Here is a 12169-nt window from a genome sequence, read left to right as displayed (position 1 = left end):
CCAACCTCACCAAACAGCACATCTAGGCCATCGCGGCGCGCATCGCCTCGCCCATCGCCGCGGAGTCGTGGCCGGGCTCGACGCCGTCGACGATCACGACGCTGCCCGCGATGTGGTCCGCGCGCAACGGCAGGATCTCCTGGTAGGCGGGGGAGTCGTACCAGGCGCGGGCGTCGGCGGCGGTGGGGAAGCCGATCATCACCAGGTGGCCGGGCCAGTCGCCCTCGCGGACCTCGACGGGCGCGCCGTGGACGAGGAACCGGCCGCCGAAGGGATCTAGCGTGGACTGGATGCGCTCCAGGTATTCGGCGACGTCGGGGTGCGGCTCGGCGGGCATCAGGTGGGCGATGACGTAGGCGGTCATGGGGTCCGTCCTTTCCGGAGGCTGGTGACCCCATCCTGTGGCCGTCGGCGCGCGGCGTCGATTACCCGGGAGGTAATGCGGGGGCGGAGGTCGCGGGTAACGGCGCCTCCCGGTCGGGCCACGGCCTGGGAGGCGGCCGGAGCTGGGCGCTGGCGCGGCCGGGGTTGCGGCGAGGCGCCCGGTCCGAGCGGGTGGCGGACTGGTTCGGGGGAGGCTCCGGCGGATGGCAGCCTGGTTCCGGGGAGAGTGGCGACCCGGCTCCTGCCGGTGCCACCGCGCGCCCCGGCTTTGCTCGCCGCGTGGGCCACCGATCCGGGCTTCCTCCGGAACCCACCGCGCCCCTGAAGGTCACGGGCGGAACCCGGCTTTGGCCGCCGCATCAGTCGCGCGCGGGCTGCCTCCGGAACCCACCGCCCCCGAAGCTCACCTACACGGCCCGGCCTCCTTCGAACCGCCACCCCCGCTCACGGAGTCGCCAGCGCCTGCTGCGATCCGGGGTGCATCGGCACCGGCTCGGTGCGCGTGGCGTTCTCCCGCGTGATCTCCTTCGCCGCCGGGTGCACGCTCTCCAGCTCGGGCTTCTTGTCGAAGATCAGCTTGGTGATGGCGCACGCGTCGCCCGCCGGGAAGTCCTCCCGCACCAGCAGCAGGTTCGGCACGACGATCGTCGGCACGTCCGCGGGCTGCCCGTACGTCGCCGCGGGGATCGTGCCCGTGTCGTACACCGGGTTGATCTGCTTCAGCGCCGCCAGCTGCGGGGTGATGTCGATGAACTTCACCTGCCCCTTCATCGTCGTCGTGATGTCGGTGATCTGCGCCGTCGGCAGGCCGCCGGACCACACCAGCCCGTCGATCGTGCCCGACTTGATGCCGTCCGCGGTCTTCGCCAGGTCCAGCCGCTGCGCCTGCAGGTCGGTGTCCGGGTTGAGCCCCGCCGCCTGCAGCAGCCGGTTCGCGATCACCTCGGTGCCGGACTTCGGCGAACCCGTCGAGATCCGCTTGCCGCGCATGTCGGCGATGCTGTTGATCCCGGAGTCGGTGCGCACCAGAACCTGCGTCGAGTTCGGGTAGATCCGGGTCAGCGCCTGCACCTTCTGCGGCTTGCCGTCGAAACTCCCCTTGCCCTGCACCGCGTCCGCCGCCGTGTCGGCCAGCGAGAACGCGATGTCGTAGGTGCCGTCGACCAGCTGCTGGATGTTCTGCACCGACGCGCCGGTCTCCGCCGCGGTCGCCTTCAGCCCGGTGTTGTTGCTGATCAGCTGCGCGAGCCCGCCGCCGAGCACGTAGTACACGCCGCCGCTGTTGCCGGTGGCGATGGTGAGCCTGCCGCTGCCTGCCTCACACCCCTGGCTCCCGCCCGCCGCCTGCTGGTTCGGTTGCTTCCCGCCGCAGCCCGCCGCGACCAGGGCCACCGTCACCAGCACCGTCAGCAGTCGTTTCATGCCGCCTCCTTCTGATCACGAGGTGCGCGGCCGTCGCGACCACGCCGAAGGCCAGGCCCGCCACGATCGGCCCCGGCTCCAGGTAGAGCAGGCACACCGCGGCGGGCACGAAGAGCACGCGGACCGCCGGGTGGACCGGCCCGAACAGCCACCCGCCGGTCACCACGCCGAGCGCGGCGACGGCGAGCGCGGACACCGCCAGCACCCACACCACCGTCACCGCCCCGGACTGGAGCAGCAGCGCCGCCCCGTTGTCGGTGAGCACGAACGCGATCGGCACCAGGAACGCCGGCAGCGTGTACTTCCAGCACTGCCACATGGTCTTCATGACCCGGCCACCGGTGATCGCCGCCGCCGCGACCGCCGCCAGCGCCGTCGGCGGCGTGACCTCCGACAGCACCGCGTAGTAGAAGATGAACATGGCGCGCTCGGCCGGCGCCACGCCCAGCGTCTCCAGCGCCGGCGCGATCACCACCCACGCGATGATGAACGACGCCGTCACCGGCACCGCCAGCCCGAGCACCCCCACCGCGACCGCGGACAACAGCACCGTCAGCACCAGCACGACCGTCGCGTTGTCGGTGACCGCCCGTGCCACGTCGACCAGCGCGTCGGCGAGTTCCAGGCCCAGCCCGGTCTTCGTGATGGTGGACGTGATCACCCCGGCCGCCGCGCACACCGCGATCACCGGCAGCGCGCTCCGCACACCCCGCGACAGCGCGCCCACCATGTCCACCGCCCAGCCGCGCACGTCCCGCCGCCGCGCGATCAACGCGAACAGGGCCGCCACCCCGGTCGCGTACACCACGGCCGCGAACGGCGGGATGTCCAGCGCCAGGAACACCACGATGATCGCCAGCGACAGGAAGTGGTAGCCGCCGCGCAACAGCAGCCGCCACGGGTCGCCGCGCTCGACGTCCACCGGCTTCGCCTGGAAGCGGCGCGCGTCGGCCTCCATCGCGAACACGATGCCCAGGTAGTACAGCAACGTCGGCACCGACGCCCAGATCAGCACGGTCAGGTAGGAGGTCTGCAGGTACTCGGCGATGATGAACGCGGCCGCGCCCAGCGTCGGCGGCGACAGGATCGCGCCGATGCCCGACGCGGCGAGCAGGCCGCCGGCGTGTTCCCGTGGGTAGCCGGCCCGTTTGAGGATCGGCCAGGTGATCGACCCGAGGCTGACCGCGGTGGCGGTGCCCGAGCCGGACACCGTGCCCAGCAGGAACCCGGACAGCACCGTCGTGCGGCCCGGCGCCGTGCGGGACCGGCGGAACGCGGCGAAGGAGATGTCGACGAAGAAGCGCCCGGCGCCGGAGGCCTCCAGCACCGCCCCGTAGATCGTGAACAGCACGATGTAGCTGGCGGCCACGTCCAGCGGGGTGCCGAAGAAGCCGCTGGCGTCGTTGTAGAGGGCGTTGATGATCTGGCTGAAGTCCACGCCGGCGTGCGCGATGCCCCAGTCCGGCGGCAGGTAGCCGCCGTAGTAGGCGTAGGCGAGGAAGAGCAGGCAGACCACCGGCAGGACCCAGCCCGTGGTCCGGCGGGTCGCCTCCAGGATGAGCAGGAGCAGCACCGCGCCCGCGACGATGTCGAGGGTGGACAGCTGCCCCTGCCGGTCGAGGAAGTCGTCGTAGCCGGACAGCACCGGGTACAGGCCCACGACCAGCGCCACCACGGCCAGCGCCCAGTCCAGCAGCCACGGGTTGTCCGGGGAACGCCGCGACCGCGCCAGCGGCCGGTAGCAGAGGAACACCAGCGGCAGGGTGCAGCCGAGGAAGATCACCAGGTAGAACTGGTTTCCCTTGCTGTAGGGGAAGAAGACCTGCTTCAGCACGAGCAGGGCCACCGCGAGCGCGGCCAGGTACACCAGCAGGTCGGGCCCCCGCGACAACCGCCGCGCTGGCCGCTCTTCGTCGTGCTCGGCGACGATGTCGCTGACCTCGTCGCCCCTCACGGGCTTGGTCATCACCGCTCCTTTGCGATGATCACACCTTAGGGCGCACTCCGGTCATACGGAAGGTTTCGCCAGTGCTCGGCCGCCTGCGCCATGTCGCGGCGCAGGTGCTCGAAGAACCGGCCGGTGTCGCGCAGCCGGGCGCCGGCGGCGGTGTCGCCGAACACCTCGGCGCCCTGGCGCGCGCAGTCCGCCCACAGCGTCATCGACCGGACGCTGACCAGCCACGCCTGGTACCAGACGTGCTCGTCGATGACGTACCGCTCGCGGCGGCCGTCGCGTTCGCGCCGCGCCAGGCCGCGCTCCTCGAGCCAGCGGACCGCCTTGGAGACCGAAGCCGGGCTGACCCGCAGCCCGGCGGTGAGCTCGGCCGCGGTGAGGCTGCCGGGGTCGCTGGTGAACAGGCGGACGAGGACCTTCGCCATCATCGGCGGCACACCGGTCTGGACCATCATCGCGGCGAAGTCCTGCTCGAACTGCCGCGGATCGCCCCCGCTCGCCGCGGGTGGTTCCGGGGCGGGCAGCGGGCGGCGGCGGTGGGCGCGCCAGGCGGTGGCCTGCTGGGCGCGGTCGGCGCGGTAGCCGTGGGCGCCGCCGTTGCGGGCGACCTCGCGGATGATCGTCGACCTTGGCCGTCCCAGCCTGCGGCCGATCTCCGCGTAGCTCAGCCCCATCGCCAGCCCGGCGGCGATGCGCCGGCGTTCGCCGAACGTCAGCCGGGTGCGGGCCGGTGCATTCGGCTCCAGGCTCATTGCATCGATGCTAGAGCACCGACCTGGGACTTCCTTGTTCACCGGTTGATCCGGGTGCGCGGGTGTTCCTAGCGTTCGCGGAATGCTGAAGCGACTGACCTACCCGGACGGGCACCTCGGCTGGCTGACGACGAGCCACGAGACCGTCCGCCAGGTCCTGGCCGATCCGCGGTTCAGCGCCCGGTCGGACCTGCGGCACATGCCGGTCCCCGGCGCGCCCGGCAACGGCGTTCCGGCGGCGCCCGGGATGTTCAACTCGATGGACCCGCCGGAGCACACGCGCTACCGCCGGCTGCTCGCCGGCCAGTTCACCGTCCGGCGCATGCGGCAGCTGACGGGACGGGTGCGGGAGATCGTGGACGAGCACCTCGACGCCGTCGCCGGCGAGAGCGGGCCGGTCGACCTGGTGCGCACCTGGGCGCAGCCGGTCCCCGCGCAGGTGATCTGCGAGCTGCTCGGGGTGCCCTACGCGGACCGCGCGCGGTTCCAAGGGCACGCGCTGGACCTGTTCCGCCTGGACCGGACGCCGGAGCAGGCCGCGGCGGCGTACGCGGCGGTGCACGAGTTCGTGCGCGACCTGGTGGCGGCCAAGCGCGCCGCGCCTGCCGACGACCTGCTGAGCGGGCTCACCGCGAGCGACCTCACCGACGAGGAGCTGGTCAACATCGGCTTCGTGCTGCTCGGCGCCGGCCTGGACACCACGGCGAACATGCTCGCGCTGGGCGCGTTCACCCTGCTCACCCACCCCGGCGCGGCGGACGTCCTGCGCGCCGAGCCCGGGCGGGCGGTCGAGGAGCTGTTGCGCTACCACAGCGTCATCCCGTTCACGGTGCGCGCGGCGCTGGCGGACGTCGAGCTGGACGGCGAGCGGATCGCCGCCGGCGAGTGCGTCACCGTGTGCCTGCCCGAGGCCAACCGCGACCCGGCGCGCTTCCCCGATCCGGACGTGCTCGACCTGCTCCGGCCGTCCGCCGGGCACGTCGCGTTCGGGCACGGCGTGCACCAGTGCCTCGGCCAGCAGCTCGCCAGGGTGGAGCTGCAGGCGGCGTTGCCCGCGCTGGTGACGAGGTTCCCGTCGCTGCGGCTCGCGGTGCCGGCCGCGGATGTCGTGGTGCGCGCGGGAAGCCTGGTGCGCGGGGTGGACGAACTGCTGGTGACCTGGGAGGACTGAGCGATGAAGGTGTGCCTGGTGACGGGTGCGTCGTCCGGGATCGGCCTGGCGACGGCGCTGGAACTGCTGCGCGGCGGTCACGTCGTGTACGGCGCGGCGCGGCGGGTGGCGCGGATGGCGCCGGTGCGGGACGCCGGTGGCCACGTGCTGGCGATGGACGCCCGCGAGGGCGAGGACCTCGAACGCGCCGTCGCCACCGTGGTCGAGGAGCAGGGGCGGATCGACGTGCTGGTCAACAACGCCGGGACGGTCCTGCACGGCGCGGTGGAGGACGTGCCGCTCGCCCTGGCGCGGGACCAGCTGGAGGTCAACCTGCTCGCGCCGGCGCGGCTGGTCCAGCTCGTCCTGCCGCACATGCGGGAGCGGCGCTCCGGGACGATCGTCAACGTCTCCTCGATCGGCGGTGAGATCGCGTTACCGCTCGGCGCCTGGTACTACGCGGCGAAACACGCGCTCGAAGCCTTCTCCGACGCGCTGCGCATGGAGGTCGCGCCGTTCGGGATCGACGTCGTGGTCGTCCAGCCCGGCATCATCAGGACCGGCTTCGAGGACGGGACGGCCGCGCAGCTGCGGGAGTTCTCCGGCGCCGGCGCGTACCGGGAGATGGCCGAGTCCATGGCGGAGCGCGCCGCGGCCGGCCTGAGCGAGGGGTCCGACCCCGCTGTCGTGGCAGACGTCATCCGGCGGGCCGTGGAGTCCGGCCGCCCGGAGACCCGCTACGCCGTCGGCTGGATGGCGGAGAAACTGCTGGAGCTCAACCGAACCCTGCCGGACCGCGAGTTCGACGCGCTGGTCACCCGGGTGCGATAGTGGCCACTGTGGACGGTCAGGCGTGCTCGCCGAGGTTCCACTCCCAGCCGTTGAAACCGTCCAGGCCGTACGGGGCGAGCACGAGGCTGCCGGTGGTGTTGCGGGAATCCAGGACGACCGTGCCGACGTAGTTCTGGCCGGGCGAGAGCGCGAGCGGGAACAGCTTGCCGCGGGACAGGCAGCCGAGCGCCGGTGCGCTGCTGAGGCTGCCGCCGGTTTCGGTGACGCCGTCCGGGCCGATGATCGAGAAGTTGTTCGGGTTCAGCAGGCTCGGCGCGAAATCACCGCTCATCGACGACGAAGTCGTCACCGTCATGTCCAGGAAGATGAAGCGCCCGTTCTCCGCCTTCTGCGCGTACGGCTCGGTGCAGCGGCCGCCGACCGTGACCTTGGTGAGGGTGAAGGCGACCTCCGGCTGGCCGGGGTGGCTGCCGAAGCCGATGGTCTCGCCGATCTTCACCTCGACGTTCTGCCGGGGGTTGACCGGGATCACCGGCGTCGGCGACTTCGAGGTCGTGGGGCGGGTCCGGGAGGTGGTGGCGGGCGCGGCTTTCGTGGTGCCGTCGTCTGCCGTGACGGCGAGCGTGACCCCGACCGACACGCCGGCGACGACGAGCGCCCCCGCGATCGCGAGGGCGACGATGGCGCCGATATTGCGCCGCGGCGGCTGCGGCCACTGGGGGTAGGGGTAGCCGGGCGGCTGACTGGTCACGAAGATCCTCCTGATCGGTGCGCACGGCTTGTCGTGAGCAGGAGGATCTTCGTTACCGGCTAGCGCGACGGCGGTGTCCCACCAGGACCGCCGCCAGGGGCGGAGCCCGCGGACGGGGTGGTCCGGGTGTCCACGCGCACCGCGAGGCTCACGGTGTAGCCGTTGGTGACGTCCCCGGTGACGGTCGCCAGCTGGGACGCGCCGCCGTCGTCGCCGAAGACGTTGTCGCTCGACAGGCTCACCTTCCGCAGGTTCGCGACGGAGTCCTCGTAGCCGGGCTGCTGGTAGACGGACTGGCACACGTCCTGCGGCAGCGCGACCTGCGAGGTGGCGATCGCGTTCGACGAGTCGGTGATGCTCGCCTGATCGGGGTAGACCTCGAAGTGGATGTGCGGCCAGCGGCCGTCGTAGCAGGCCGGGAAGATGCTGGTGAACCGCACGCGCCCGTCGGCGTCGGCGATCTGCACGCCGCGCAGGAAGTTCTGGTCCTCGACGCCGTCGGAGTACATCGAGTAGCCGCCCTCGCGGGTGCAATGCCACACGTACACCGCGACCCCGGCGAACGCGGCGCCGCCGTTGGCCAGGTCGGACACGGTCAGCTGCAGCGTCATCGGCACGCCCTCGGCGGTGCCGGTGGAGTCGCCGAAGCTGGAGCGGATGTCGCTGCGCACGATGCCGCTCTGCGCCAGCACGTCCGGCCCGTTGGAGCCGTCGCCGGGGTAGGGGCCCGCGGTCTCGTCCGGGATCTCGCCGGACGCGGCCGAAGGGGTGGTGGTCGTCGCCGGGGCGCCGGTCGACCCCGCGCCGCACGCGGTGAGCGCGACACCGGCCGCGCCGATGCCGAGGAACCGCAACGCCCGGCGGCGGTCGAACAGGGTGCCGATGTCGAAGCCCAGCCCCTGGTCGACGACCTCGTCGTGGGGGCGGGGGAGGGGGCGGCCCTGGTAGGCGGGCTTTTCGTCTCGCATGGGCACCATCGTCGGGTCTCGTGCTGTGCGCCGGGTTTGCCTAGTCTGTGCGGCAGGCATGCGTTCCGGGAAGAGGGCGGAGCAGGACGATCATCGGAGCGATCGAGCCGCGGCTCAACTTCCGCAAGCTGGCACCGTCGCGCAGGCGGCTGCATCCGGGTGATGTGTTCGCGATGCTGATGCCGGACGATCTGTACCTCTTCGGCCGGATCGTCACGACGAACGCGGCCGGCCCGATGGGCAAGGGCATCGTGATCTACGTCTTCCGCGTCCGGTCCGCGACCCTGGCGCCGCCTCCGCGAGCGGAGCTGGTGCCGGATCGGCTTCTGCTCCCGCCGCAGTTCGTCAACCGGTACCCCTGGTCCCAGGGCTACTTCACAACCGTCGAGCACCGGCCGCTGTTGCCCGGCGAGGTGCTCCCGGTGCATTGTTTCCACGACGTGATCCGCGACCGGTACGTCGACGAGAACCGCGCGCCCCTGCCGGGGCCCGTCGAACCCGTGGGGCGGTTCCTGCTCAACAGCGTCCGCACCCTGGACGATGCCGTCAGCGAGGCGCTCGGTATTCCGCTCGCCCCATGACACAGTGCTCAGATGAGCGCGCCCCGCCGTGCCCGGGTGCCTCTGATTCCCGGTTCTTTCGGGCAACGCCGGAGGAAAACGGCGTTCCGTCACCCCTTCGGTGCGTTGTGATCTCCACCGGGTGCCGGTGGGTCGCTCGACAGCGGGCGCCCCGGCGCCGACACTGATCAACGAACAAGCCACACTGGCCGTCCACGCCTCACGGCCCCGCGTCCGAGGCCGGAACCCCGAAAGGTGACACAAGCGTCGATGGTGTCTCGGTTCGACTTCACGCTCGGCAGCGTGGAGGCCGTCGTCGTCGGGCGGGCGCTGGGCGTCGACGTCCGCGTGTTCCCCCTGCGCATCAGCCACACGACGGTGGACCCGCTCCGCTTCGCCAGACTCGCGCTCCGCGTCCACGAGGACCTGCAGGACCGCGGCCTGTCCACCCGCGGCCAGCTCGACCCGGGCGTGCGCACCGCGTTCGAGCTGCTCGGCGACCACCGTGTCACGGTCACCGCCAGCGGGACCGATTCGCGCGCCGGTGACCTTGCCGTGCACGCCGCCACCGACGGCGCGCAGGCCCTGGTGATCCGCCAGGCCCCGGGCGAGGACAGGCTGTGGTTCTCCCTGTTCCCGGACGAGGACCTGGTGCCTCGCCTGGCCGGCTCGCTCACCCCGGCCGACCCCGCGCCCGGCACGCCGCTGTCGGTGTCGCGCCGCGAGGACGAGCGACCGCGCTCGGCGCTGGCCGCGCTGCGCCAGGCCGAGGAGGAGTTCGACGAGGAGGAGACCGAGGCCTTCGGCAGCCTCCAGGTCACCACGGTCGTGCGGTCGCGGCGGCCCGCGCGCGCCCGCGCGGTGTCCGAAGAGGACCGGCTCGAAGAGGTCCTCGCGGCGCCGCGGCGCGGCGGCGGCTACTTCACCGCGCACGGCCGCGGACGCCACGGCGAACGCCGCTCGGCCACCCCGGTCACGTGGCTGGACACCGAGGACGGCCGGTACCTGGTGAGCACCCGGACCGACGCGACCGGGACGATCACCGCGACCTACGCGCCCGCGGGGTTCCCGGCGGTCGCCGAAGCCGTCCGCGACATGATCGCTGCCGTCTACTGAGATCGGGGAGGTACCGGGGATGAGCGAGGAAGCGCCGAAGGCGGAGAACGCGGTCCGGATGGTGCAGGCCGTCGCGCTGAAGCGGCTGGCCAGCGAGGGCGGGTTCGCCGTCGACGAGCGGACCGGCGACAAGATGATCCAGGCGCTGCAGGGTATCGTCGACGCGCTCGAGGCGCGCTGGTCGGCGCTGCAGGCGTTCGGGCAGGCGCCGCCGATGAGCGACACCACCACCGCGAAGTGGGTGTCGGACGTGATGGTGAAGACCGCGAGCGACGAGCGCGGCCTGCTCACCCAGCTCACGCGGGCCAAGGCCGAACTGCCCACCTACATCGAGGCGATCAAGCTCGCCCAGAAGAACTACCGGTCGCAGGACGGCGAAACCGGGACCACGTTGCGGCGATACCGCGCCGAGCAGGCCTGACCGAGCAACCTCGAAGGGGAGAAGATCGTGGAGCTGTCCGACGTCGGCGGCGGGGTGCAGGACGTCACCGCGGACCCGAGCTCGCCGTACTACATCGGTCCCATCGGCCACGACCACACCTCGGGTGACGAGATCCGCGAGGAGGTCACCCGGCAGGTCGACGAGGAGATCGCCAAGGGCTGGCTCGGCGACGTCGTCACCCCGCTGCTGCGCGACGAGACCATCCAGCGGCGCTACGAGCAGCGCATCGTCGCCGTCCGCGACAGCGTCGACGACGGGGTCGAGATCCGCGACCACGGCACGGCGCCCAGTTCGTTGTGGGACAACGCGACCCACCAGCAGATGCTCGACGCCATCACCACCAACGCCGACTCCGCCGCGGTCGCGGTCACCTCGGAGGAGTGGGTGCGGCTGGGCAAGGAACTCACCGAGCACCAGAAGAACCTGGCCGACGCCATCAACGACAGCCTCGCCGCCTGGCAGGGGGAGGGCGGCGACGCGGCCCGCAAGCACCTCGCCGACGTCGGCCTGTGGCTCGGCAACACCGCCAAGGGCGCCACGCTCACCGGCCGCCAGCAGGAGATCCACTCGCAGGCGCTGAACGAGACGCAGAAGCAGATGGCGGCCAACCCGCCGGTGAACTTCGACGTGCAGGCCGCCAACGCGCACCTGCAGACGATCACCGACCCGGTCGTGTACGCGCAGCAGGCGCAGCTCGACCAGCAGGCGCTGCAACAGCAGGAGGCCGCGCGCCAGCAGGCCGCGCGGATCATGACCCAGTACGACGACACCGTCGCCGGCGCCACCATCACCCCGGCGTTCGTCGCGCCGCCCAAGCTCGGCGGGCCGAACGCGCAGATCGCGTCGCTGCGCACCGGCGCGACCGGGCCGGCTTCCGCGCGGATCCCGGCCACCGAAGCCGGTGCCGCGCAGGCCGCGAGCCTGCGCTCGGCCACCACCGCGGGCGTGCCCGCGGCGGCCGGCGCGGGCACCGGGGACGTGAACGCGGCGGTGGCCGCGGCGAACCTGAACTCCCCGTCGCTGCCGACCGGGACCTCCGTGCCCGGCCTGGACACCTCGGGTGCCGGCACCGGGGCCGGCGCGCCCGCGCTGAACACCTACAGCGGTTCGTCCGGCTACGGCGGGGGAACCGGCGCCGTGCCGCAACTGTCCACTCCGGACTACCCAGCCGGGACCACCGGGAACTACAGCGGCGGCACGCTGGAGAACCACGCGTCGGTGCCCGACCTCGACATCCCGGACTCGACGGTGGCCTCCTCGGCGGTCGACACCGGCACGTCCGGCAGCTCGTCGGCGCGCATGCCGACCATCGGCTACTCCGGCGGTATCAACGGCGACAGCATCGCCAGCCGCCTCGGCGGCCCCACCGTCAGCGGCAACCCGCTGGCCGGGCTCGACTCCGTCAGTTCCGTCAGTGGCCCGGCGGGCACCCCGCTCGGCGGCGGCACCAGCACCGGGGCCAAGGGTCTCGGCGGCGTGGGCGGTGCCGGCGCGGCGGCGCTCAAGGGCCTCGGCGGTGGCGGCGCCGGCGGCAGTGGTGTCGGCGGCCTCGGTGGCGTCGGTGGTGCGTCGGGCGCGAGCGGCGCCCGGCTCGGCGCGGGCGGTGTCGCCGGCGCCTCCGGTGCGGCGGCGGCCGCCGAAGAAGCCGCGGCGGCGCGTGGCGCGGCGGGCGCGACCGGCGCGGCTGGCCGGGCAGGCACCCCGGCCGCGGGCGGCATGGCCCCGCACGGCGGCAAGGGCCAGGGCGCGGAGGACAAGGAACACCGCGTCGCGGACTACCTCGAAGGCGATCCCGACCTCTTCGAAGGCGGTGACGTGGTCGCCCCGCCGGTCATCGGTGACTGGAAGAAGAACAAGCAGGAAGAGAAGAAGTAGCCC

General features: G+C 72.5%; 12 protein-coding genes. 6 read left to right on the top strand and 6 right to left on the bottom strand.

Going from position 1 to position 12169, the window contains the following annotated elements:
• Positions 1 to 22 precede the first annotated feature (22 nt).
• The 4 genes from ACCP09_RS19195 to ACCP09_RS19180 form a co-directional block, all read right to left on the bottom strand.
• Complete coding sequence (locus ACCP09_RS19195; protein WP_378337147.1) at positions 23 to 364, bottom strand: DUF1330 domain-containing protein; 342 nt, start codon at positions 362 to 364, stop codon at positions 23 to 25.
• A gap of 464 nt (positions 365 to 828) precedes the next feature.
• Positions 829 to 1806 (bottom strand): TAXI family TRAP transporter solute-binding subunit, encoded by a 978-nt coding sequence (locus ACCP09_RS19190; RefSeq protein ID WP_433748482.1) that lies wholly within the window; start codon positions 1804 to 1806, stop codon positions 829 to 831.
• Positions 1703 to 3772: a TRAP transporter permease gene (locus ACCP09_RS19185; RefSeq protein ID WP_433748479.1), complete on the bottom strand. Its 2070-nt coding sequence runs from the start codon at positions 3770 to 3772 to the stop codon at positions 1703 to 1705. The genes ACCP09_RS19190 and ACCP09_RS19185 overlap by 104 nt, the downstream gene beginning before the upstream one ends.
• 26 nt (positions 3773 to 3798) lie before the next feature.
• Entirely contained in the window at positions 3799 to 4512 is a 714-nt protein-coding gene (locus ACCP09_RS19180) for a helix-turn-helix domain-containing protein (RefSeq protein ID WP_433748476.1), read from the bottom strand.
• Between the two features lie 82 nt (positions 4513 to 4594).
• On the opposite strand from ACCP09_RS19180, the gene ACCP09_RS19175 reads away from it, so the two are divergent.
• Positions 4595 to 5683: a cytochrome P450 gene (locus ACCP09_RS19175; RefSeq protein WP_433748473.1), complete on the top strand. Its 1089-nt coding sequence runs from the start codon at positions 4595 to 4597 to the stop codon at positions 5681 to 5683.
• Positions 5684 to 5686: 3 nt separating this feature from the next.
• The gene (locus tag ACCP09_RS19170) at positions 5687 to 6493 is read left to right on the top strand and encodes an oxidoreductase (RefSeq protein WP_433748470.1); all 807 of its coding nucleotides are present in this window, start codon (positions 5687 to 5689) and stop codon (positions 6491 to 6493) included.
• Positions 6494 to 6509: 16 nt separating this feature from the next.
• On the opposite strand, the gene ACCP09_RS19165 is transcribed toward ACCP09_RS19170, so the two are convergent.
• Together ACCP09_RS19165 and ACCP09_RS19160 are read right to left on the bottom strand one after the other, a co-directional pair.
• Positions 6510 to 7205 (bottom strand): hypothetical protein, encoded by a 696-nt coding sequence (locus ACCP09_RS19165; RefSeq protein ID WP_433748467.1) that lies wholly within the window; start codon positions 7203 to 7205, stop codon positions 6510 to 6512.
• 59 nt (positions 7206 to 7264) lie between these two features.
• On the bottom strand, positions 7265 to 8173 hold the full coding sequence (locus ACCP09_RS19160) for an intradiol ring-cleavage dioxygenase (protein ID WP_433748464.1): 909 nt from the start codon (positions 8171 to 8173) through the stop codon (positions 7265 to 7267).
• Positions 8174 to 8262: 89 nt separating this feature from the next.
• Between ACCP09_RS19160 and ACCP09_RS19155 the strand changes: the two genes are divergently transcribed.
• The 4 genes from ACCP09_RS19155 (at position 8263) to ACCP09_RS19140 (ending at position 12166) form a co-directional block, all read left to right on the top strand.
• A complete protein-coding gene (locus ACCP09_RS19155; protein ID WP_433748492.1) occupies positions 8263 to 8754 on the top strand; it encodes an Imm26 family immunity protein in 492 nt (163 codons plus the stop codon).
• Between the two features lie 249 nt (positions 8755 to 9003).
• Positions 9004 to 9849 (top strand): ESX secretion-associated protein EspG, encoded by an 846-nt coding sequence (locus tag ACCP09_RS19150; RefSeq protein WP_027931197.1) that lies wholly within the window; start codon positions 9004 to 9006, stop codon positions 9847 to 9849.
• A gap of 19 nt (positions 9850 to 9868) precedes the next feature.
• Positions 9869 to 10270, top strand: coding sequence for a hypothetical protein (locus ACCP09_RS19145; protein ID WP_027931196.1), 402 nt, complete (start codon positions 9869 to 9871; stop codon positions 10268 to 10270).
• Between the two features lie 27 nt (positions 10271 to 10297).
• On the top strand, positions 10298 to 12166 hold the full coding sequence (locus ACCP09_RS19140) for a hypothetical protein (protein WP_433748459.1): 1869 nt from the start codon (positions 10298 to 10300) through the stop codon (positions 12164 to 12166).
• Positions 12167 to 12169 lie beyond the last annotated feature (3 nt).

This window comes from Amycolatopsis sp. 3B14 (assembly GCF_050958625.1).
Lineage (GTDB): Bacteria > Actinomycetota > Actinomycetes > Mycobacteriales > Pseudonocardiaceae > Amycolatopsis_E > Amycolatopsis_E thermoflava.
This window is presented reverse-complemented; position numbering and strand designations above follow the sequence as displayed.

What these genes read in the sequence shown, in the direction of transcription:
- ACCP09_RS19185 (WP_433748479.1), bottom strand. Translation starts at nt 3,772, where the DNA reads ATGACCAAGCCCGTGAGGGGCGACGAGGTCAGCGACATCGTCGCCGAG.
- ACCP09_RS19150 (WP_027931197.1), top strand. Translation starts at nt 9,004, where the DNA reads ATGGTGTCTCGGTTCGACTTCACGCTCGGCAGCGTGGAGGCCGTCGTC.
- ACCP09_RS19145 (WP_027931196.1), top strand. Translation starts at nt 9,869, where the DNA reads ATGAGCGAGGAAGCGCCGAAGGCGGAGAACGCGGTCCGGATGGTGCAG.
- ACCP09_RS19160 (WP_433748464.1), bottom strand. Translation starts at nt 8,173, where the DNA reads ATGCGAGACGAAAAGCCCGCCTACCAGGGCCGCCCCCTCCCCCGCCCC.
- ACCP09_RS19195 (WP_378337147.1), bottom strand. Translation starts at nt 364, where the DNA reads ATGACCGCCTACGTCATCGCCCACCTGATGCCCGCCGAGCCGCACCCC.
- ACCP09_RS19180 (WP_433748476.1), bottom strand. Translation starts at nt 4,512, where the DNA reads ATGAGCCTGGAGCCGAATGCACCGGCCCGCACCCGGCTGACGTTCGGC.
- ACCP09_RS19170 (WP_433748470.1), top strand. Translation starts at nt 5,687, where the DNA reads ATGAAGGTGTGCCTGGTGACGGGTGCGTCGTCCGGGATCGGCCTGGCG.
- ACCP09_RS19175 (WP_433748473.1), top strand. Translation starts at nt 4,595, where the DNA reads ATGCTGAAGCGACTGACCTACCCGGACGGGCACCTCGGCTGGCTGACG.
- ACCP09_RS19190 (WP_433748482.1), bottom strand. Translation starts at nt 1,806, where the DNA reads ATGAAACGACTGCTGACGGTGCTGGTGACGGTGGCCCTGGTCGCGGCG.